Here is a 23,383-nt window from a genome sequence, read left to right as displayed (position 1 = left end):
ACAAGCCAAGTTTCAACAGAATTAAACCAAAAAAATATTAAAACTAAATGCCACCTTTGCCGTTTTAACCGCTTTAATTAGTCAATAATCCAAAGCTTATTGTCAGTTTGGGTTATTTTTTCGTAGCCGCTGTTAGTCACTATTACGTCATCTTCTATGCGAACGCCACCCCAACCGGGTATATAAATACCCGGCTCAACAGTAATTACCATGTTGGGTTGTAATTCCCATTGACAGTTTGCATGCATGATTGGTTGCTCATGTAAAAACAGGCCGACACCGTGCCCCAAGCCTTCACCTTGGAATTTGGCGTATGGGCTGTTATCTAGTACAGACTTGGCTGCAAAGTAAGGCTTGGTGGCAGGCACATTAGGGCCTATACATTCAAATGCTTGAGCTTGTGCTTGTAGTACTGTTTGATAAACCGCTTGCTGCTTTTGGTCTGGCTCACCTAATATGATTGCTCTTGTCATATCTGAGCGATACCCTTCGACAACTGCACCAAAGTCTAAAGTGATTAAATCGCCGTATTGCAATTGCTTTGTTGATGGCAAGCCATGCGGAAAAGCAGTTTTATTTCCACTCACTAAAATGGTTGGAAAAGCGATGCCACTAGAGCCCAGTTTTTGCATTTGGTATTCAAGCTCTATGCTAAGCTCAAGTTCGCTTATTCCTACTTGAATAAGCGGTATTAATTTTAAAAATGCTTTATCCGCTATTTGCGCGGCTTGCTTAATCAAGGAAAGTTCTTGGCTATCTTTTATCATTCGCTGAGCCTCAACCCAGCCGCTAATACCCATTGTTTCTATAGGCTCAAGTTCTGTTTTAATTTTTAACCATTGAGCATAACTAAATTCGTCTTGCTCAAAAGCGACTCTGTTAACATCTAATTGAGCTAGGCTATGCTTTATTTGTTGGCTTAGGGTTACTTTCTGTCTGTCGCGTTCGGTTATGCTAAAAAGCGGGCATTCATTAATGGCTTGCTGGGTAAAACGATAGTCGGTGATTAAGTGGAGCGCGTTTTGGGTAATAACTAAATAAGCAACGTGGGGATCTTGATTATTAAATCCGCTTAGATAGCGTACATTAGATACATTGGCAATAATTATAGCGTCACAAGACTGACTGCTTAACTGACGACGTAGTGCGGAAATTCTGTTGCTATAAACTGACATATATAAACCAACTAATTAACTAGACTCGTGATTGTATTTTTTATCACATGGTGTTTCAAGCAAGTTGTTTGATATACTTACAAACCTATTTGAGTTTATTGAAAAATCTAAGTTAAACTCAGTTATTAACATACTTGTAAGTAATTTGAGTGATGACTATGAATGTTAAAGTGACGGATAGGATCAAGCAGGATTTATCCCATCAATTAAACCATTATAAAACACTTCCATTTAGGTTAACTTTAGGTGCGATTGCCGACTACTATTCGGTAAGCTTAACCCCCGTTCGATTAGTTGTTGATGAGCTTATCAGTGAAAATCTGCTTGCAAGAAAGTCTAATGGGCGTTTAAGTCGAATAAAAGTTCCTGAGGTAGCGCAAGAAGCACAGCCCGTTGAAGTTAAACAACCTTTAAAATTGACTTCTAGCTTAGATGAGCAAGTCGCCAATGACGTCGTTCGTTTATGCTTTGAACAACACAGTGATTATCTTAGAGAAGAAGCTACGGCTAAAAAATATAATACCGGCCGTACAATTATACGTCAGGTGTTTTCGCGTTTAGCTGGTGCTGGTTTGATTGAGCATGTGCCTCGCTGTGGTTGGAAAGTGAGGAGCTTTAAAGAAAAAGATATGCTTGACTACTTAGAAATTAGAGAAATATTAGAAGTTAAAGCATTAAACTTAGCGCGCCCTTACTTAAAACAAGATGATCTTAAAAAGTTTTTATCGATAAACATTGTAGGTACTAACAGCAAAGATAGTGAGTTGGACAATGACCTACATGATTACTGGATTAGACGCTGCAACAATACCTATATTATCGACTTTTTTGAGCGCCATGGCAGTTTTTATAGCGCGCTGTTTGACTTTGCTTCTTTGGGAGACAAGATAAAAATTGAAATGGCGCAAGCTCACAGAGATATTTTGCAAAGCTTAATTGAGCAAAACTGGAGCGCTGCGGAAGCGCTGCTTATTCAACACATTCGAGATCAACGAGAAAATGTTATGCAATTAATTAAGTTGAAGAAAAAAGTGTAACTTGAAATTAGCGATATTTTCAGTAATTGGTTATTAAGAAAATTTAATAACCTGTTTTGAGAATGATTTTTTTAAAACTAAGTTTGTAAACTAAGGAGTTTAAAATGGAGTTAGGTGCATTTTCGGTCAGCTTGGCAGTTAAAGATATTGAAAAATCAAAAAACTTTTATCAAAAACTTGGTTTTGAAATTGTTGGCGGTGAACAATCTCAAAACTGGCTGATACTAAGAAATGGTGATAATACCATTGGGTTATTTCAAGATATGTTTGAAGGAAACATTCTAACTTTTAATCCTGGCTGGGATAAGCGCTGCAATTCTCTTGAGTCTTTTACTGATGTTCGAGCGCTTTTAGAAGAATTTAAGTCACAAGGGATTAATGTAGTGCAAGAGTCGGTTTCGAGTGATAGCGGCCCTGGAAGCTTTGCCCTGCAAGATCCTGATGGAAACTCAATTTTAATTGACCAGCATGTTTAAGCTAAACGATTCGCGCTAAAACCTAGCCCCTTTAGCTAAGTTTTTTCATAGTAAGCCCAAGCGCTTACCCTTATTTTTATATCTATAAAACTGGCTATCTATTGTTTTTATAACCAAAACATTCAAATTTAAAGATAGTTTAAAAATATCCAAATGTTTTTGAGATATTGGCCGATAATTATTTATTGCTCAGATGATTTAAGCTGCAATTCAATCAACCTGAGAACAATTGTTAACCTTACTTGGCAACCTGCTTGAAAAAGTAGGCACGCAAAACCACCGATCTAAGAGCTTAGATAAGCTTATGATAGCGGGGTTGCGGCTATGAAATTCTTTCATGGTCAACTTCCATGTAAAAACTGTGGTTAGCTTGGTATTAATCAATCGATTTATCAATGAGGTATGGCATGAGTAAAACGCTAATTAAAGTCGTATCGACTTACTTTTATACCGTTTTACTGGGGCTGTTTTTAGCATGGGTAGCCACGCCACTGCATGCCGCGACATTATCTGGCGTAATACAAGATAAGTCGGGAGCACCTATTCAAGGTGCCAGTGCCATGGTTTTTGAGGTGGTTAATGGCAGTCTTGTACATGTAGATTCAATTCAAACGGTTGCTGCTGACGGCGCTTTTTCATGGGAGCTTGGGCAAGGCGACTATGTCTTAAGAGCTTATTTTAACGCACAAGATGTTAGTCTTGAAGGCGCTCCTAATTCAGTATTAATTCAAACACAAGATTTTCCATTAACTGAAAATATTCAAAAAGATATTATTTTTGATTTTTATGAGTTGCGCGGAAAAATTGTGGATAGCAACGGTCTACCTATTGCTAATGTATCACTGGAAACTTCGAAAGTCTGGTCTGGTCCAGAGCAAGGTAGTTTAGGGAAATATTCGCAAAGTAGTATTTCTCACGTTAATCAAAACATTCTAAGTGACGCTGATGGTAATTTTAGTGCTTTGCTATTTTCGAGCGATCAGTGTGTAGCGTCTGGCTTTTATTCAGATGCTCAAGATTGCCTGTACGATATTACCTTTAAGCCTTCAGTTGGCAGTGGCTTTGCTAACTTGGCGGAAAATAATTACGCATTTGTTAGCGATCAAACGCTTAATGCAGAATTAGAGATTGCAGATCAAATGCCGCCTCAATTGGTGGTAGCGCCTTACGTTAAAAATATTAAAGATAGCTCGGTAGTTGTGCAGTGGATAACCGATGAAGTGACTACTGGAAGCGTATCTATAAGTGGCTTAGGTAGTTTTTCAGATTCAAAACAAACGACTTTCCATAGTGTTGTAGTCACGGGTTTAAACGCAACAACAAGCTATTTGGCCGAAGTGAGTTCTAGTGATATTCAAGGCAATCTAGCAGCGAGTGCGAACGTCAGTTTTACCACCGCGGCCGAAGCTGATGTTACCCCACCCAAGTTTATTCAGCAGCCAAGTATTCTGGAAGTTAGGCACGACCAATTTAAGGTTTCTTTTTGCGCCGATGAAGCGGTTAACGGAAAAGTTGTGGTTGATTCTAATGAGCATGTGTTAACTGAACTAGCGGTTTGTCATCAATTAACAATCCAAAATTTAAATTCAAATCAAACTTATTCAGTTGCCGTTAGTATGCTCGATGGTCAGGGCAATGCTGCACCTGCAAGCCCGAGCAAATCAGTAACAACTTTAGCCGCTGCAGATTTTCGCTCTCCTCAAATTACCTTAAAGCCTGCAGTTTTTGAAATTACCGACACAAGTGCAATAGTCCGCTGGGAAACAGACGAAGCCGCCACTAGTGGCGTGAGTTACTCTGACGCAAGTGTGTGGCGAGTGATGAGTAATGAGAATTTAACTAAGCAACATCAATCCTTACTACTAGGTTTAAGCGCGCAAACAGACTATAGCTTAAGAGTTGCTTCTGTCGATGCTAGTGGCAATGGTCCAACAACTTCTGAACTTATTCAATTTACCACGTTAGCCACTCCGGATACACGAGCGCCAGATTTTATCGGGCGGCCATTAGTACAAGATATAAGTCATAACAGCGCATTAATTAGTTGGCGAACAAATGAGTCGAGTAGCGTTATTGCGCGAATCGGTACTCAAACTAATCATTTGAATCGGGTCGAAGCCTCACCAAAATTTTTAACTAATCAGACATTACTCATTACTGATTTAGCACCTAATACAACTTACTACTACACTCTCCAAGCTAAGGACTTGGCAGCCAACGCGACTACCAGCAATATCCTTTCGTTTACAACTGAAAGTGAAGCGCCGAGCGATAATTTTGAAATAACTTCTGGGCCTATTATTGAAAAAGTAACCGCTTCTAGTATTAGTTTGAGTTGGAAAACCAATCGTAACAGCGATAGTCGACTGGTGTGTGAGTCGCTAAACGGAATTAGCGAAGTGAATAAATTAGATCAGCTTAGGCAGCACCGCTTAACGCTGACTGGTTTAGATTTTAATACTCGCTATCGTTGTGCCATTTATTCTACTGACGTTAATGGTGCTATCGCGAGCCGCCAACTGGGCGTTGTTAGCAACGATGAAACTGATGTCTCTCCACCGCAATGCTCTGTTCAACCAAACGTAACTGGCTATGGCGATATTGCTGAGTTATTTTGGGAAGCGGACGAAGCTGCTCACGCGTTAATTAAATTTCGCGAGAAAAATACCAGCACTTGGCAGCAACGCTTGAGTGACACCCTCAGCACTAGCGGCACTTATTTATTATCTGGGCTTGTCCCGCAAACCGATTACCAGCTCATCATTAACCTTTCCGATGAATTAGGTAATAGCCAAGATTGTAACTTAGTTGAATTTAATTCTGGTGGTAATAGTGAGCTACCTGAGCCTGCTTTTTCAGTTCAACCATTTGTTAGTGACATTAAAACGACTAGCGCAGTGGTGAATTGGTCAACTGAAAATAATAGCAATGGACAAGTGCGTTATGGTTTAGCCGCAGAAGACTTATCAAGTGTAGCGGCAAATAGGCAACTTAGCGCTTCGCACCAATTAAGATTAAATGATTTGCAGCCAGCAACGCGTTACTACTATCAAGTGGACGCTTATAATTTAAGTGGTGTGGCTATTAGTAGTGACACACTGAGTTTTACTACCGCGAATACGCCTCCGCAAGAATCAACACCGGCAAAAATTATTGCTGGCCCGGTAGTTAAAAATATTACCGATAGCTCTGCGCTAGTTGAGTGGCAGACAGACAAAGCCGCGGATAGTCAAGTGAGTATCGTAAATGGCGCAACCTTTCGAAGTAGCGTTTTGACCCGAACTCACTCAGTTATACTGACCGGGCTTACTGCTAATACCGACTATGCAACATGGGTCACATCAACCGATGAACAGAGCAACACGACCCAACCTAAAGCGGCGAATTTTAAAACACTAGCTACAGCGGATACGACTTTACCCAGGTTTATTGCTGGGCCTAAAGTAATTGCGATAGATTACGATCGATTGACAGTTGCCTTTTGTGCAGATGAGCCTGTAACCGCGACACTTTTAATTAACTCTGTAGAACATGTGCTAAGTAACCCAAGTGTTTGTCATCAATTGAGTCTTACCGGTTTAACACCTAGCACGCTTTATTCAATTAGTGTGTCTATTACTGATATTGCAGGTAATGGTCCTGTCACTAGCCAAGTTATTCAAGCTAAAACACTTGCCGACTTAGATTTAGACGCGCCACAAATCAATGGCCCAATCGTAACTGAAATTAGCGACTCTAGTGCGATAGTTTCATGGACTACCAATGAGTCTAGCGATAGCTTTGTCACTTATACTGACGGCAACAGCGTAAGCCAATTACGCGATTCGCAGTTAGTGCTTAACCACCAAATGCACTTAACTGGGCTATCGCCGAATACAACTTATACTTTAAGCGTTGCGTCAACCGACTCTTTAGGTAACGGGCCAAATGTATCGGCACCAGTAGAATTTACAACTTTAGGAGTAGCGGATACGCTTGCTCCAAAAATTATTGCTGGGCCATTGGTTGAAAATATTACTCAAACCAGCGCGTTTATAGTATGGACCACCGATGAAGCTGCCTCGCAACTAGTTAAGTTAGGGCTAAATGAAAACGATCTAAATCAGCGATTTAGTGTTTCCGGATTAGCGCAAAACCATCGTGTTCCGCTAACGGGATTAACGCCAGATACTTTATATTACTTTCAAGTTGAGTCTGTGGATTTAGCCGGAAATAGTGTAACTAGTAGCACACATTCGTTTACTACGCTTAAGCCAGAAATTGAACTTGACCCACTAAAGATAACCGCTGGCCCGGATATTGTTAACGTTACCGATAGTTCAGTTTCAATCGGCTGGCAAACTAACTTAAATTCTAACAGTCGTTTAGTTTGTGAGACAGACCAAATGGCTATGCCGCAGTTAACCGCGGCTTTTTCTGCTGCAACACTCGCTCCGTTGTTTTTGGCAGATAAAGAAAGTGCGATAGATGGACAATATATTGTGTTGTTTAAAAATCACGCGAGTGCAGAATTTCTTAATCAAAAATCTACATTACCATCAAAAGCTCGCAGTGAGTCAGTTCGTCAATTAGCAGCCGAAGTTAGTAAAAATGTAAAGGGTAAAGTGATACACCAGTTTGCCCATGCTCTCAATGGCTTTGTGCTATCGCTACCCGCTGCAAACTTAAACAGTTTGCGTCAAGATCCGAGAGTGTTGATGGTTGAGCAAGATCAAATCGTTTCAATTAACGCTACCCAAGCAGGTGCGACTTGGGGGCTAGATAGAATAGATCAAACCGACTTACCTTTGTCTGGTGATTATACCTATGAGTTAGATGGTACAGCGGTAAATGCCTATGTTATTGATACAGGCGTTTTAGTTAGCCATAACGATTTTAATGGACGCGCCTTAAATGGTTTTGATTTTGTTGATAACGATACCGTTGCAAATGATTGTAACGGACATGGAACTCATGTAGCAGGCACTCTTGGGGCAACTACTTGGGGGGTAGCAAAAAATGTGGCCATTACCGCCGTTAAAGTTTTAGGCTGTAATGGATCGGGAACTAATTCCGGTGTGATTCGTGGAGTCGATTGGGTCGCTGCAAATGCACAGCTACCTGCGGTAGCCAATATGAGTCTAGGTGGCGGTAATTCACCGGCTTTAGATGCCGCGGTTAATAATGCGATTAGTGCTGGCATAAGTTTTGTGGTTGCAGCTGGTAACTCAAATATTAATGCCTGTTCTGGTTCGCCAAATAGAGTTCCTGCGGCAATCACTGTCGCCTCATCCACGCAAAGTGACAGTCGCTCTAGTTTTTCAAATTGGGGGGCTTGTGTTGATTTATTTGCGCCTGGTTCTAACATTACTTCGACTTGGCATAATGGATCGACTAACAGCATTAGTGGAACCTCGATGGCGGCACCTCATGTTGCTGGAGCTGCTGCTTTGTATTTACAAGCTCACCCTAATGCAACGCCTGCGCAAGTCGCTGACGGACTAACGGGATTTGCCAGTCAGGGAAAAATTAGTGGAGTTAATGGATCACCTAATTTGTTATTAAATAGTTCATTTGATGCTGAAACGGAAATTGATCCACCACCACCACCGCCGCCGGCAGAAAAACTGCGTTTTGAAATTAGCGATGATGTTATGTTGCAAGATCATTTGTTAACCCTGAGTGGTTTGCAGCCAAGCACAATTTATCAATGCACCGTTTACTCTGCAGATATTGATAATCAACAAGTGAGTGCAGAACTGCGCGCAACCACCAGTGACGTTCCGGATGTGCAAGCGCCTGTGTGTGAAGGCGAGACGAGTGCAACCGGATTTGTTAACTCAGCACAAATTAGTTGGGCTTCAAATGAACTGACAACCGCAGTGATTAATTACCGCGCAACAACTAGTAATGAGTGGTTACAAAGCGGATCACTCATTCCGAGTAAAGCTAACGAGTTGTTGTTAACTGGTCTAGCCGCTGCCACTGAGTATGAGCAGCAAGTGAGTTTAACCGACCTTGCCGGCAATACTAGCGAATGCCCGGTTGGCCAATTTAATACGATTGCGCCAGAGCAAGTACAAGATACGGTGTTTAGTATACAACCGATTGTTAGCAATATTGGACAAAATAGTGCGACAGTAAGTTGGCAAACTTTAGAGCCTTCTTCGGCTAATTTGCGTTATGGAAGATCACCTGCGTCATTGTCAAATAGTCATGCAGAAACTCAATTTAAAGTTGATCATCAAGTTGATTTAAGTGGGCTAAATGAAAATACACTTTACTACCTGCAAGTCGATGCATTTAATATTGAAGGTAGCTTAACGCAAAGTGAAGTGATTAGTTTTACCACCCGACATCCCGATAATGATTTTGATCGCGATGGGGTGAGTAATGAGTTAGACAACTGTCCGTTGGTGCCTAACCCCGATCAATTAGATAGTGATAATGATCACTTAGGCGATGCCTGTGATGATTTTAACGATGACGTACTAGAAAGTGACTTTGATAAAGATGGCGTTCTTGACGATGTCGACAATTGCCCAATAAATGCCAACCCTGATCAACTCGATAGTGACAATGATGGCATTGGTGATTTGTGTGATTCTCCAGCGGGTAGCGAAAGTGACTATGATAATGATGGGATACTCAATGATATTGATAATTGTCCTGCCATACCGAATCCAGAGCAATTAGATAGCGATAGTGATGGACTTGGTGACGCATGTGATACCCCCGATATAATTAATCCGCCTCCACCGCCGCCAGAGTTAACCGGGGTTAATTTAAGCGGAATTATTTCTAGTGAGGGTATGCCTGTTGACGGAGCCTTGGTTGCAATTTACGACAGCCAACAAAAACAATTAGCTCAGGTAGCCAGTAAAAATGCAGGCACTTACTTATTTAAAAATGTGCTCGCAGGAAACTATTACATTGGGGTGACACCGCCTTTAAATTTAGGCCTAAGTTCACCGCCATTACAGCCTATTCGAGTTGACGATAAAGATGTTGTGCATTTAATTTCACTGATAGGTGATGCCATTCAATTGTCAGGATATCTGAAAGATAGCCAAGGCCGGATTATTGATAACACTCACTTGAGTTTGCATTTACAAACCACGGGTACTCAAGTAGGGAATAGTGTTGTGACTGACTCGAATGGTTATTTTGAATTTTCAGTGGCGCCAGGGAAGTATAAGTTAAAACCGCTAATGGATATTACGAATACTCCCGTTCCAGTTTATCCAATACCTGATTTTGCTGCGGTATTTCACACGTCGCAAAATTTAACTTTGACTAGTGACAGCCAAGTAGATGTGGTTTTGCCTTTAGCTATAGTGTCAGGGCAAACTTTAGACCCATCGGGTAATCCCTTAGCCGGTGTGGGATTAACTATTCGTCATTTATTTGAGTCTACCCAGCAGAGCTTTTATTTAGAAAATTATGCCGATACGAGTATGAGCAATGCGGTTTCTGATGAGTCGGGTAATTTTTCCTTCGCGATTTTTACTGATCAGGCAATGGATATAATGCTAACGCCACCGACAAGCCGGACTGATTTGGCGGTAACCCGTATTAGTCAATATAGTTTGTCGAGCGATGCCACTGAATCTTTTAGTTTAGTTGCTGGAGTTGGTTTAAGCGGACGACTTCTGGATTCTCAAGGACGCGCGATTGACCACGCAAAGGTGAGTTTGTTGACTCAAGAAAATAGCAATAAAGTTGGGCAAGTCTATACCGATGCTGATGGTGTTTTTCAATTTCAAGTCGCTGAAGGCCGGTATAAGTTACAGCCAGAATTAAATCCTTTTGGAGTGAGTAGTGAGCTAAAATCTAGCTATCCTTTAGCAGACTTTGCAACCGTTTTATTTGCTCAAGAGAACATTCTTGTGGCGGGTAATACGACCCAAGATATTACCTTACCTATGGCTATTTTAAGCGGCACGGTAACCGACGCAAACGGAGTGCCGGTAGCCAATACGCGAGTGGTGATTAGCCATATTGCGCATCGCCAAGTGGGTGACAGCAAAACCAGTTATTATTTAGAAAACCATGGCCGTTCAGTAGTGAGTCATGGCTTAAGTGATGCTGCGGGTCAATTCAGCTTAGCCTTATTTACTAACCAAGCGATGGATATTAGTTTTATACCTGCAACTAATAACCGGCAGGTGGCAGCAACCAAAGTAAGTGACTATTTAATTACTGATGATAGAACGGATACTTTTATACTGGCTGAATCTGTCACCTTATCTGGATATTTACGCGACGCGCAAGGTATTGCGATTGATAACAGTTTGATTACGGTTCATCAACAAACTAATCGCCAACTAGCAGATAAACCTACATTGACCGATGCCAATGGCTATTTTGAGTTTAAAGTTGCTCCGGGCAGTTATCGTTTACGCCCTTATTTACAACCAGCGAACCAAGTGAATGGTTCTGCTTTATTGACCGATTATCCGGTGCCTGATTTTGCAGCAGTGTATTATCTTCCGAAAAATATTCAGGTGGCCACTGATACGCAAGTCAATGTGACTTTGCCAATGTCTTTACTTTCGGGAAAAACATTGGATATTAATGGCGTCGCAGTAGCCGGAGTTAAACTGCAAAGTGACCATGCTTTTGCCGATACTAGTGGTAGTTATTATTTAGAAAACACCGGTGATAGTGCGGCGAGTCACGCTGTATCTGATCCACTAGGTCTATTTAGTTTTGGACTGTTTGCTAATCAAACTACTGACGTGCTGGTGAACCCACCGGTTGGCTCTGGATTTGCTATAACAAATATAACTCATCATCTCACTCAAGAAACAAGTGAAGATATTTTCTTGCCTCATTATGACGTTGCAATTCCTAAAATAATTAATGGCCCAGTCATTAAATGGATTACAGATACCACTGCGGTGGTTGAATGGCAAACGGACAAGCCAGGTACCAGCGTGTGTGAATTGTCTGACGGTCAAGTGGTACAAAGTAATGAACTTAGCACGCAACACACTGCTGTGCTTACTGGGTTGGTAGCGCAAACGTTTTATGTTGCCACTGTTCACTCAGTGGATAAAGAGATGCGGCCTTCTGCATTAGCGAGTGCAGGGTTTACTACTTTAGCAACTGTCGACAATACGCCACCGCAGTTTATCAGCGGACCTAGCATTAGTGATATTACCCAAGATGAATTTAGAATAAACTTTTGTGCTGATGAAGCGGTGACGGGTAATATTCTTATCGATCAAAGTTACCTCATTTTAGATTCTTTAGCTGTGTGTCATCAGGTGGTGGTTAATCAGCGCACGCCTAACACGCAATATAATGTCACTGTCGATATTTCTGATCAGCAAGCGAATGGTCCTACTTATAGTGAGCCACAGCCGGTTACTACATTACCCCTACCTGATAGTGAACCACCGCAAATTTTATTGCTCCCCTTTGTCATCGATATTTCGGATACGCAAGCGAGTGTGATTTGGACAACGGATGAGGCGGCGACTAGTGGCGTTTCTTATAATGATGGAGTGCAATATCATGTTGTTTCTGATTCTGCATTAGTTTCAGAGCACGAAATTCAGTTAACTGATTTAACGCCTGAAACAAGCTACACCTTAACAGTGTCTTCGAGTGATGCTCGTGGTAATGGCCCGAGTTTAAGTCAGCCAATTAGTTTTACAACTTTAGCCACACCAGATACGAGTGCGCCCATTATAGTGGGAAGTCCGCTAATCCAAAACATTACTCATCAAAGTGTAGTGATACGCTGGAATACCGACGAGCCTGCGACCACTTTAGTTACCATTGGGCTTTCTCCGCAACAAATGAATCGAGTTGAAAGTCGCAATGGCGCGTTAAAAACTCAACATAACATAGCGATAACGGGATTAGAACCAGAAACGGTTTACTACTTTCAGGTTCAATCAAAGGATTTAGCAGGCAACATAGTGCGCAGTGAAATAGGTTCATTTATTTCTAAACAGCGCGGTCACCAAGGTGCACCTCACTTTATGCAAGCAGTGAGTGTTGATCAAGTTACTCATCACTCGGTTAGTGTGAGTTGGGTAACTGATGTTAATGCAGAAAGCCGACTGGTTTGTGTGGGCGCAGGTGAAACTAAACAAGTCAGTAAAGCTAAGCGAGTTAAGCAGCATCAATTAACTCTCACAGGCTTAAGCGCTGGAACGAGTTATCAATGTACCGCTTTTGCAACTGACCATAAAGGGTTTAAAGCAACCCAAGTGATTGAGCCAAATGTTCAAACGCTAGCAGATAACCCCGTGGTAAACCGTGTGAGAGATTTTATTGCACGGTTAGCCGGCGAACAAGAACAGGCTACAAGTCTTGCAATTCCTACAACCCTCTCGACACCGATAATCAGTGGTTATGGAAACTTTGCAACGCTTGCCCTAACTAGTAATGAATTAACCGCTGTTCAGGTAAGTTATCGTCCCGTTGGAGCGAACGAATGGCAACACATTGGTAGTCAAAGCGTTGCGACAAACCATTATATTCCTTTGTTTGGGCTCACCGAAAATACTCAATATGAACTGCGCTATTTACTCGCCAATATAGGCGGAGAAAGTGCACCAAGTGAGATGTTGCATTTTAATTCAGAAACTAATGAAAATTTATTAGCTCCGCAGTTCAACCTGGTTCCAAGTGTTAGTGTAATCACAAAAAATACTGCGAGTTTGAGTTGGAGCAGTAATGATTATAGCTTTGCCCAAGTGAGTTACGCTCGTGATGCTGATGCGTTATTAGAAAAAGAAGCTAGCTTTACCGCGACTCTCGATCACCAAGTCGTTTTAGTACGCTTAGAGCCAGCCACAATTTATTATGCACAAGTGCGCTTGTTTAATTTTAGTGGTGATTATATTGATAGTGATATTGTTACTTTTACCACTTCATCCATTGACAATATCAGTGATAGCGATGCTGATGGGCTGCCCGATTATTGGGAAGTCGAACACTTTCTAAACCCGCAAGATGCCAGTGATGCACTTAACGACCAAGACAATGACGGTCTGAGTAACCGCGAAGAGTTTGCCAATTTAACCGACCCTAACAATAGTGACAGCGATGCCGATGGGATGCCTGATGGCTGGGAAGTTGATCATGGGCATAACCCCAATGATGCCTCAGATGCAAATGAAGACGCTGATGGTGATGGCATTTCTAATCTTGATGAGTATCTAAACGCAAGCGATAAAGTTGCCCCAGTCATTAACCTTGAAACTCAAGTGATAATTGATGCGACTGGATTTTTGAGTGCAGTGCCTAGTCATAATATTACGGCGACAGATAATGTTGATGGCGATGTTGCGGTAAGCTTGGTTAGCAGTCGTTATTTAAAATCGGGATTTCATATTGTTGATTGGCAAGCGCAAGACCAAGCGGGAAATAAAACGCTAGCCAGTCAAATTTTAATAATTAAACCTTTGGTAAGTATTCCATCGACTCAAATTACCGCAGAAGGTAATCAAGTTATTGTGCAAGTTAAGCTGTCTGGACCGGCGGCAAACTACCCAGTAGAAATTCCTTTGAGTATTTCGGGGAGCGCAGATGTAAACGATTATTCAATTAGCCAGAGTGCGTTTATTATTGAGTCAGGTACTAGCGGGCAAGTGTTGTTAGATATTTTACAGGATGATTTAGCTGAAGGTGATGAACAAATTACGCTTAGTCTCGCAACACCGAACAATGCAACATTGGCTGCGAATAGCCAACAGAAAATTCATATTGTGAGTGGTAATGTCGCGCCCAGAGTTAAGATTAGTGCACTTCAAAATGGCTTGCCTGTTTCGCAAGTTACATGGACAGATGGACCCGTGACTTTGTCGTTGGCGATTAACGATCCTAATCGCTTAGATGAACATACAGTTACATGGAACGAAAACGATAATGCCGTATTAAGTATCGACCCGTTAACCGGAGAATTAACATTCGACCCGGCAGATGTCGCTTTAGGAGTTTATCAAAAAAGTGTGACTGTCCGTGATGATGGTTCGCCGAGTCTTGCCACAACTCACTCGATAAACCTGCTGGTATTGGCAAGTGCGCCGAGCTTGTCTGATACGCAAGACAGTGATGCGGACGGTGTGGTGGACTCACTTGATGGTTGGCAAGATAGCGACGGTGACGGCGTTCCTAACTATTTAGATAGTGAAGATGCGAATCATTTATTACAAGCGCAGACTAGTCTCGATAATGGCAGTGAAACAAACGCTTATAACCGCTTTATGCTTGAAACAGAGTTCGGCGTGAGTTTAGTGTTGGGAGCTGTCGCACAGTCTGAGCAAACAGGCGGGGCTGCGTTAAGTGCCACGACGCTTGAAAGTCATCCGATATTTGGTCAGTACGGGGCTGATATTTATTACACCCGAGTGGGAGGACTATTTGATTTTGAGTTGCATGACATTCCACAGTCAGGCAGTAAAGTGCAGCTAGTGATCCCGCAGCAACAAGCCATTCCAACCGATGCGGTTTACCGTAAACTTAATTTCGAAAATGGTTGGCAGGATTATGTGCTTGACGAGAATAATCAATTGTATTCTGCGCCGGGAGCACCTGGTATTTGTCCTTCGCCCGGTAGTGCAAATTATCAACCTGGATTGAATGAGGGCCATTGGTGTGCGATGTTACTGATTCAAGATGGCGGGCCTAATGATAGTGATGGCATAGCGAATGGCAGCGTGGTTGATCCGGGGGGCATTAGTCAAATGATAGCACCGGCAACCTTAGCTCTCACTCCAGTTGCAAGTCTCGAAGAAGGGGGTAGTTTTAATTTAGCTGGCAGCGTGACCGAAAATGGCAATGACATTGTTGCTTATTTGTGGCAGCAAACCGCTGGTAGCAGCGCTACCATAAGCAATGCCAATCAACTCACAGCTTCGGTTAACAATGCGCCGCGCGGTACCTTAACTTTTAGTTTAACTATCACTGATGCACTAGGCCGTAGCTTGACTCAATCAGTGAGCGTAGTGGTGATAGCAAAAGCCGTTACCCCAATTAACTTAGAACCAAAAAGTAGTGGTGGCGGCGCAATGCCTTTAAGCTTACTTTGCATCTATTGGCTAGTGATAATAGGCCAACGACGCAAGCGTCGAGCAAAGGTTTAGCACGCAGTAACGCCTTATATTTAAGGCGTTACTGAATCTGTTTAAAGAAGCCAGTCAGCGAATGCTTTAGACTGGGATAGCTCTTTATAGAATTCATCGTCTGCAAAATTTTCAACAGAAAACTCATAGCCAAAATCAGTTTCCAGTTGTTTTAAAAATTTAATTGCGGCTGCAAAATTTCCTTGCTCGGTATAAATATTTATTAGTGTCCAATAACCTTCTTCAAAGTCCGGTTCTAGTTTTATACTTTTGCTAGCGTAAGCTATTGCAGGCTCATATTTTTTCTGTAAAAGATAAACTGACGCAATCATATTTTCCATAGCGGCATCTTGATTGCTAAATTGATTCGAGATCTTTTGCATTTGGGCAATAGCTTGTGGATAGTCTTCAGCATAGATATAGTAATCCATTAAGGTAAATGCCGCTCGTTGATCGTCACTAAAATTCTTTGCAATGTTGGCGAGCGCTAATTTATAAAACTCCATATCGCCAGAGAGGTTGCTAGCACCACTCACCAAGCTTGATAGTACCCAGCTGCTGCCAATAATTGTTTTTTGTTCAAGAAAAACTTTTTTAACCGCTAAATAGTTTTTTTGTTTAATTAGATTGACTAGCGTCAAGGTGACCTTTCTATGCGACTTCTTATCATTAGCTAAGTCTTCGAGCTTGCCTAAAAGACCTGGTGAGGGAGCAATGCTAGTTATTAAGGTTGCAAGAGTTTCGCTATAATTTTGGCCCCTTGAATAATCATACCAGTCGACTATTTGAACTTTATTGGCTGCATTTTTTCTTAAAATAAAGCGAATATAGGCGTAACCATTTTCGCCAAGGTCAAAGCGAAAAGCTGTATCGGCTTGATGGGGGCGAATTTGATTATCAACCTGTTTAATAATGGCATCTTGGGGAACATGTTGGAGTAAGCCTGCGCCAAGCTGGGATTTTGCTGTTTGGGTAAAACTCTGACTAAATTCGTTTTTGAACTTGCTGGAAACATCTATGCCCTTAAAAGCCTTTTGCAAAAGCGCTTCAATATTGATATTCCGTGAAATAAAATCTGTGTCGCGATTAACCACGGCTTGAGACAATGCGTGTGAGGCATTTTCAAACTCAGTTTTTGACTGTTTGGCGTTTAGCATAAACGGTGAAATAAACACCCAAACACTAATAAAAGTGACTAGATAAATTCGAAAATTTTGAGGCAAAATAAACTCCCTAGTTAAAGTGCCAGCATCTAGTGGCAGAAATAATTGCAATCGACTATAACCAATAAAATCGTGAGAGTCTATTTGAGCTATTCGTAGCAGTTAAAAGCGAGTGATCTCAAATGGGTTATTCGCAGGCTGTAAGCTACCGTCGAAACACAGCTGCGCAATAATATTCGCGCTAACCGCTGCTTGGGTTAACCCTAAGTGCTGATGCCCGAATGCCCATAGCACTTTATTTTGGTGAGTACTATCAAGCACAGGAAGTGAGTCTGGCAATGAAGGCCTAAACCCCATCCAACGAGTGGAATTGTCACCATTAACTTGTGGTATAAGTTTTTTTGCATGGGTTAACAGCATGTCAGCTCTTTGATAGTTTGGCGGAGCAGATAGACCTGCAAATTCAACGGTTCCAGCAAGTCGTAAACCATGCTGCATCGGCGTCATTACAAAGGAATTTTCCCAGCTAGAAATTGGTCTATTGAGTGAAACTTGCGGCTGTGGAAGCATTAAATGGTAGCCTCGCTCGCTATCTAGAGGAACATTAAAACCAAGTTGTTGTGCCAAAGGTTTTGACCAAGCTCCGGCAGCGACGACTATTTTTTCAGCTTGTATTTGCAACCCTTTTGTACTGATCAAGACACCCTTCTCATTCGGTTGTAATTGCTCAACTTGTGCTTGCTGAAACTGACCCTGCTGCTGTAAAAAACACGCTGCTAGGCGAGTAACCAGCTGCTGAGGATCAATGCAGTGAGCACTATCTGGGTAATAGAGTGCGCCCAAAGCGGGTTTTATTTTCGGCTGCTTTGGGTGTGCGTCTGAGCTAACGCAAATTGCCGGTTCTAGGTCAGCCAGTTGTTGTGCACTGAGCATCCTCACATTAATCCCATGAGCCGCGACTTTAGTTAAATGTTGTAAACATTGCCGCTGACCTTTAGCGCTATTAAAAATAGTTAGTGCGCCTTTTTGTTGCATTAGCTCGCTGAGCTGGTGATGTTTAAGTAATTTTGTAAACTCTCCAATTGATGGCCGGTTTAATTGTTTTAACGCTGCGATTGTATGTGCACTTTTGTGTGGCATAGCTGCCCATGCAAAGCGCACAAGCCAAGGAAATAGCTTAATTAAATAACGCCATTGAATGGCAAGAGGTCCCAAGGGATCACAAAGTAATTTGGGTACTTGCAGAATTGTTGAAAAGTTGGCGAGCGGTAAAATCACATCACTGGCAAAATGACCCGCGTTGCCTTTAGAGCAGCCTTCACCTGGTTGTTGCTTATCTATTAACAACACTTGCTTGCCATTTCTTTGCAGTCGTTCGGCAATACAAGTGCCGATAATTCCGGCACCAATTACGGCAACTTCTACCGCTTTAGTTTTCAATTACTCGCTCCATTAAAAGGACTATTAATGTTCAATAGCAAGACCAAAAGGATCGTCAATTGAATAAGAAGGTTGAGTAAACCATTTTGGTCCTTGCTCAGTCATATAAAAATGATCTTCTAAACGGATCCCAAACTCACCGGGAATTACTAGCATGGGTTCGTTACTAAAACACATGCCAGGAGCTAACGGGGTGTGGTCATTTTTTACTAAGTAAGGCCATTCATGAATATCTAAGCCAATTCCATGTCCTGTCCGGTGAGGCAATCCTGGTAATTGGTATTCTGGGCCAAGCCCTTGCTGCGCTAAGTAGCTTCTGGCTGCAATATCAACCTCAGCACAAGTGGCTTGAATTTTCGCTGCATTAAATGCCGCAGCTTGTGCTTGTTTTTCTAGGTTCCACATTTGAGTTTGTCTTTGGTTGGCTTTGCCATATACATATGAGCGAGTAATATCTGAGTGATAGCCTTTAATTTTGCAGCCTGTGTCAATTAAAACCATGTCGTTTTTAGCGAGCGTTTTAGGTGACTTTACGCCATGAGGAAATGCGCTATCTTGGCCAAATAAAACAATACAAAAGGATGAACCGGCTGTGCCCATAACTTGATGCGCTTGATTAATAAAGTCGCTCACTTCTCTGCTACTTATTCCTTCTCTAAGAATAGAGGCGGCAGCTTGATGAGTGGCGAGTGTGATGTTCATAGCAGTTTGAATCAGTTTAATTTCGGCTGCGGATTTAATCATTCGACAGCCGGCCGTAATGCTTTTTGAGTCAACAAAACGAAACTCGTTGGATAGCTTAGCTAAGCCGTCAACAACAAAAAAAGGCGTGGACTCGTCAATGGCTAAAACTTTTGAGCGACTAGGTATTTGCGCTAGGCGCTGCATCACTAATTGGTAAGGCGACTCGTGCTCTTGCCATGAATAGATGGTGCCCTTGATTTGCATATAACCTTGCAGTGTATCAACCTCAAAGTGAGGACAAATATATTCTAGCTCGCCTTCCGCTGGCAAAATCGCGCCAACTAATCGTTCACTTGCATACCAACGAGTCCCGCTAAAATAAGCTAAATTAGTGCCAGCGTTTAAATACATTGCGCCAATATCTTGTTGGCGCATCAGCTGCTGAGCTTTAGCAATTCTGGCTTGATATTCATCAACGCTAATATCTTCTATTGATAAATCAAGCTTTTCAAGCTGCGCCAATGCCTCAGATTGAGTTTTGTTCCCAACGCCAAGCGTCATAATATTTTCCTATGTTGAATAGCCTATTAATTAACTCAAGCTATTTTATAACGATAGCTTAGCTGGATTATAATAATAAATTATTTTATTGTACACAAAATAATGTTAGTCTGATCGCGGTTTTAAAATATCCATTTTAGGTAATCGGCCTAATTAAAGGCTCGAGCGTTAAATAAGTTAACTGGGGAACTTTATGAAAGTGAGTTGGCAAGGTGTTTATCCAGCTGTTACCACACAATTTAAGGCTGATTTTAGTGTTGATCATGCCGCCAATGTGAGAATGCTGGATCAACTTATTCAAGATGGCGTGCATGGAATTATTGTGTGCGGAACCGTAGGAGAAAACTGTTCGTTATCGGCTGACGAAAAAAGAGCGGTGATGCAACAGGCAGTTGCTCACGTTGATGGCCGAGTGCCGGTGATTAGTGGCGTCGCAGAAAACACCACTGCGTTAGCGGTTAGTTACGCACAAGATGCAGAAAAAATTGGGATTGACGGTTTAATGGTATTGCCTGGCATGGTTTATCGCTCGACAGAGGCTGAGGCGATAGTTCATTATCAAACTGTCGCTCGTAGCACTAAGTTACCTATTATGGTTTATAACAACCCGGTTACTTATGGGGTAGATGTTAGCATTCAAGGAATGAAAGTTTTAGCAGAAGAAAGTAATATTGTTGCAGTAAAAGAAGCAACCGAAGATACGCGCCGCATTACTGAATTATTTAGAGAGTTTGACGACCGGTTTGTGGTGTTTGGCGGCGTTGATGATATCGCATTAGAGAGCTTAATGCTGGGAGCAACCGGTTGGATTTCTGGATTAACCAATGTATTCCCTAAAGAGTCTGTTGCTATTTTTAATTTGGCTCAACAGGGCCGCTTTGAAGAAGCGCGTAAAATTTGGCGCTGGTTTTTACCACTCCTTCGACTCGACACCATTCCAACTTTAGTTCAATGTATTAAATTGGCTGAGCAGTTAGCGGGGCGAGGAAGCGAGTTGGTGCGCGCTCCCCGTTTACCACTGTCAGGGCAACAGCGTGAAGCTGTGATTGAACTGTATCGAGAAGCAGAAAGAACTCGCCCACAGTTAATTTAATTTTTTGGTATTTTAATTACTAATACGAGATTTATATAATGCAGCCAGTTTTAATAGAGGGTCAATGGCGACCGGCAACAGCGGTCGGTCAGTTTCAAGCGGATAATCCGAGCAGCGGAGAAAAGCTTAGTCAAATTTTTCCTATTTCGAGTTGGGATGATTGTGAGCAAGCGTTAAATTCCGCAGTCGATGCGCAGCAAAAATTAGCAACATTGCCGGCAGAAAAAATCGCCGAGTTTTTAGAAGTTTACGCAAGCAAAATAGAGCAAAATCGCGCTCAGCTGGTGTCGGCGGCTCATTTGGAAACAGGGCTTGCAGAAACGCCGCGTTTAAATGATGTTGAGTTGCCTCGAACGGTTAATCAATTGCGCCAAGCGGCTGATGCTGCGCGACATTTTAGTTGGTGTCACCCGGTTATTGATAGGTCTAACAATATACGCTCGGTTATGCAGCCGATTGGAGTGGTCGCGATTTTCGGGCCTAATAATTTTCCTTTTGCGTTTGGTAGTGCTTCCGGTGGAGATTTTGCGGCAGCGATTGCTGCTGGTAATGCGGTGATAATAAAGGCTCACCTTTGCCACCCTTACACCACAAAACTATTTACGGAGCTTGCTTTTAAAGCGGCGGTTGAAACTAGATTACCTGCGGCTACAGTGCAAATGATTTATGCGTTAGACAATGCCGACGGTTTAAAGCTTGTTGCTGACTCGCGACTGGGAGCAACTGCTTTTACTGGCTCTAGAGCAGCAGGACTGGCGCTAAAAAAAGCCGCAGATGAAGCGGGCAACCTCATTTATTTAGAACTCTCTAGTATTAATCCTGTGGTTCTATTAGAGCAAGCGGTGGAGCAAAATGCTGAATCTATAGCCGAGCAGTTTGTTGCAAGTTGTACGCTAGCTGCTGGTCAGCTTTGTACCAAACCTGGGTTGTTGTTTGTGAGCTCAACTGCGGCAGGTGATCAAGTGGTTAGCCTAATTAGCAAAGGTTTTAATCAGGCCGCTAATGCGACCTTGTTAACCATTAATTCTTCGCAGCATTTACAGGCTGGCGCCAATCAACTTATAGCTGCTGGAGCGCAAGTTTTGGCCGGTAACCAAACGTCAACCGAACCGCGCTTTAGTTTTGCCAATACTCTGCTAAGCGTTTCAATTGAGCAATTTTTAGAAAATAGCGAATTAATGCAGCAAGAATTGTTTGGCAATGCCGCTTTGATTGTTCGTTACTCAAGTATTGAGCAAGTTGCGAGTGCTTTACATAGTTTACAAGGTAATTTAACTGGGAGCATTTATATTCAAGATGCGACGAGTGATGAGGAAGATTACCAAAAAATTGAACCGGTTTTATGTTCTAAAGTTGGCCGGGTTATTAATAATAAAATGCCTACTGGGGTTGCTGTAAGTTCGGCAATGAACCATGGTGGTCCTTATCCCGCGAGTGGTCATGCTGGTTTTAGCGCGGTTGGTTTTCCGGCAAGCATAAAGCGCTTTGCCGCAATTAAATGTTTTGATAATGTGCCAGAGTCGCGTTTACCTTTGGTGTTAAAAAATCGAAACCCACAGCCAAAGGCTTGGCGGTTAGTTGACGGTGAGTGGACCCAGCGCGATATTCAAGAGAATTAATTGTGCTTTAAAAAGCGAACAAGCAAAAAGGCGGCAGCACACACAATGCAATCAATTTCACAATTAAAGATTATTGACTCACACACCGGCGGTGAGCCAACCCGCACCATAGTAGAAGGCGCGCCAGATTTAGGCGGTGGTTTAGTCTCACAACAAGCCGCTGTGTTAGCGAGTGAATTCGATTTTATTCGACGTGCAATCATGCTTGAGCCGAGAGGTGCTGAAACTATGGTCGGGGCTTTATTAGTTAAACCTAAGAATAAAGCGTGTGCTGCTGGGGTTATTTTTTTTAATAATGTTGGTTATTTAGGTATGTGTGGTCACGGCACCATCGGGGTCGCAGTGACGCTATATTATTTGGGCAAAATCGGCCTAGGCATGCACGTTTTCGAAACACCGGTAGGTGAAGTGAAGGTAAACTTATTGTCTCCAAACCGGGTTGAAGTAGAAAACGTCGCAAGCTATCGCTATGCCAAGGGGGTAGAAGTAACGCTGCCGCCGGCTGCTCGTTTCGATGACCCTAAGGGATCTAAAGTGGTGGGCGATATTGCTTGGGGCGGCAACTGGTTTTTCTTAATTAAACAACATGGGATGCAACTGGCCGAGTCAAACAGTGAGCAGCTTTTAGAGTATTGTTGGCGGGTTAGGCAAGCCCTTGAGAGTGCCGGTATTAGTGCTGAAAATGGCGCGTTAATTGATCATGTTGAACTCTTTGGTGCACCCGCGGATCCAGCATTGGCTGAGAGTATGAATTTTGTGATGTGCCCTGGAAAAGTTTTTGATCGCTCTCCCTGTGGCACAGGTACTTCAGCCAAGTTAGCTTGCTTAATTGCAGATGGCATTATTCAACCTGGCGAGGTTTGGCGTCAACAAAGCATTATAGGAAGTATTTTTGAAGGTAGGGTTAAGTTGATCGATGGGCAAGTCATTCCATTAATTAGCGGCGAAGCCTACATCAGTCAAGAAGTTCGGATAATAGATAACCCTCACGACAAATTTAACTTTGGCTTTGCTGCTAGCGCAATTATTTAGCAAGATTTTTTCTCATCAAAATAGAATTCAGGTAAACTA

The 23,383-nt window shown here is 42.3% G+C and carries 10 protein-coding genes and 1 riboswitch; of the genes, 6 read left to right on the top strand and 4 right to left on the bottom strand.

Annotation, left to right across the window (positions count from 1 at the left end):
- Positions 1–77 precede the first annotated feature (77 nt).
- On the bottom strand, positions 78–1,175 hold the full coding sequence (locus tag ACUR5C_RS14520; RefSeq protein ID WP_454465894.1) for a M24 family metallopeptidase: 1,098 nt from the start codon (positions 1,173–1,175) through the stop codon (positions 78–80).
- Positions 1,176–1,333: 158 nt separating this feature from the next.
- On the opposite strand from ACUR5C_RS14520, the gene ACUR5C_RS14515 reads away from it, so the two are divergent.
- The 3 genes from ACUR5C_RS14515 to ACUR5C_RS14505 all read left to right on the top strand — a co-directional run bounded on the left by ACUR5C_RS14515 (position 1,334) and on the right by ACUR5C_RS14505 (position 15,773).
- A complete protein-coding gene (locus ACUR5C_RS14515) occupies positions 1,334–2,212 on the top strand; it encodes a GntR family transcriptional regulator (RefSeq protein WP_454465893.1) in 879 nt (292 codons plus the stop codon).
- Between the two features lie 104 nt (positions 2,213–2,316).
- Positions 2,317–2,688 (top strand): VOC family protein, encoded by a 372-nt coding sequence (locus tag ACUR5C_RS14510; RefSeq protein WP_454465892.1) that lies wholly within the window; start codon positions 2,317–2,319, stop codon positions 2,686–2,688.
- A 234-nt stretch (positions 2,689–2,922) separates the two neighbouring features.
- Positions 2,923–3,012: riboswitch (cyclic di-GMP riboswitch) on the top strand.
- An 83-nt stretch (positions 3,013–3,095) separates the two neighbouring features.
- Positions 3,096–15,773 (top strand): fibronectin type III domain-containing protein, encoded by a 12,678-nt coding sequence (locus ACUR5C_RS14505; protein ID WP_454465891.1) that lies wholly within the window; start codon positions 3,096–3,098, stop codon positions 15,771–15,773.
- Between the two features lie 41 nt (positions 15,774–15,814).
- On the opposite strand, the gene ACUR5C_RS14500 is transcribed toward ACUR5C_RS14505, so the two are convergent.
- The 3 genes from ACUR5C_RS14500 to ACUR5C_RS14490 form a co-directional block, all read right to left on the bottom strand.
- Entirely contained in the window at positions 15,815–16,975 is a 1,161-nt protein-coding gene (locus tag ACUR5C_RS14500; RefSeq protein WP_454465890.1) for a tetratricopeptide repeat protein, read from the bottom strand.
- A gap of 102 nt (positions 16,976–17,077) precedes the next feature.
- Positions 17,078–18,355, bottom strand: a complete 1,278-nt coding sequence (locus tag ACUR5C_RS14495) for an NAD(P)/FAD-dependent oxidoreductase (protein WP_454465889.1) — start codon at positions 18,353–18,355, stop codon at positions 17,078–17,080.
- Positions 18,356–18,379: 24 nt separating this feature from the next.
- Entirely contained in the window at positions 18,380–19,600 is a 1,221-nt protein-coding gene (locus ACUR5C_RS14490; RefSeq protein WP_454465888.1) for a M24 family metallopeptidase, read from the bottom strand.
- 193 nt (positions 19,601–19,793) lie between these two features.
- Here ACUR5C_RS14490 and dapA point away from each other — a divergent pair, with 193 nt between their 5' ends.
- From dapA to ACUR5C_RS14475, 3 genes are read left to right on the top strand one after another with little or no spacing between them, the layout of a single operon-like run.
- Positions 19,794–20,693, top strand: coding sequence for a 4-hydroxy-tetrahydrodipicolinate synthase (dapA, locus tag ACUR5C_RS14485; protein ID WP_454465887.1), 900 nt, complete (start codon positions 19,794–19,796; stop codon positions 20,691–20,693).
- A gap of 38 nt (positions 20,694–20,731) precedes the next feature.
- Entirely contained in the window at positions 20,732–22,312 is a 1,581-nt protein-coding gene (locus tag ACUR5C_RS14480; RefSeq protein ID WP_454465886.1) for an aldehyde dehydrogenase family protein, read from the top strand.
- A 45-nt stretch (positions 22,313–22,357) separates the two neighbouring features.
- Positions 22,358–23,344: a proline racemase family protein gene (locus ACUR5C_RS14475; RefSeq protein ID WP_454465885.1), complete on the top strand. Its 987-nt coding sequence runs from the start codon at positions 22,358–22,360 to the stop codon at positions 23,342–23,344.
- Positions 23,345–23,383: the final 39 nt, after the last annotated feature.

It is taken from the genome of Aliikangiella aequoris (assembly GCF_053709105.1).
This window is presented reverse-complemented; position numbering and strand designations above follow the sequence as displayed.

Excerpts from the sequence above, each read along its gene's own strand:
- ACUR5C_RS14520 (WP_454465894.1), bottom strand. The coding sequence starts at position 1,175 with ATGTCAGTTTATAGCAACAGAATTTCCGCACTACGTCGTCAGTTAAGC.
- ACUR5C_RS14475 (WP_454465885.1), top strand. The coding sequence starts at position 22,358 with ATGCAATCAATTTCACAATTAAAGATTATTGACTCACACACCGGCGGT.
- ACUR5C_RS14490 (WP_454465888.1), bottom strand. The coding sequence starts at position 19,600 with ATGACGCTTGGCGTTGGGAACAAAACTCAATCTGAGGCATTGGCGCAG.
- ACUR5C_RS14480 (WP_454465886.1), top strand. The coding sequence starts at position 20,732 with ATGCAGCCAGTTTTAATAGAGGGTCAATGGCGACCGGCAACAGCGGTC.
- ACUR5C_RS14505 (WP_454465891.1), top strand. The coding sequence starts at position 3,096 with ATGAGTAAAACGCTAATTAAAGTCGTATCGACTTACTTTTATACCGTT.
- ACUR5C_RS14510 (WP_454465892.1), top strand. The coding sequence starts at position 2,317 with ATGGAGTTAGGTGCATTTTCGGTCAGCTTGGCAGTTAAAGATATTGAA.
- dapA (WP_454465887.1), top strand. The coding sequence starts at position 19,794 with ATGAAAGTGAGTTGGCAAGGTGTTTATCCAGCTGTTACCACACAATTT.
- ACUR5C_RS14515 (WP_454465893.1), top strand. The coding sequence starts at position 1,334 with ATGAATGTTAAAGTGACGGATAGGATCAAGCAGGATTTATCCCATCAA.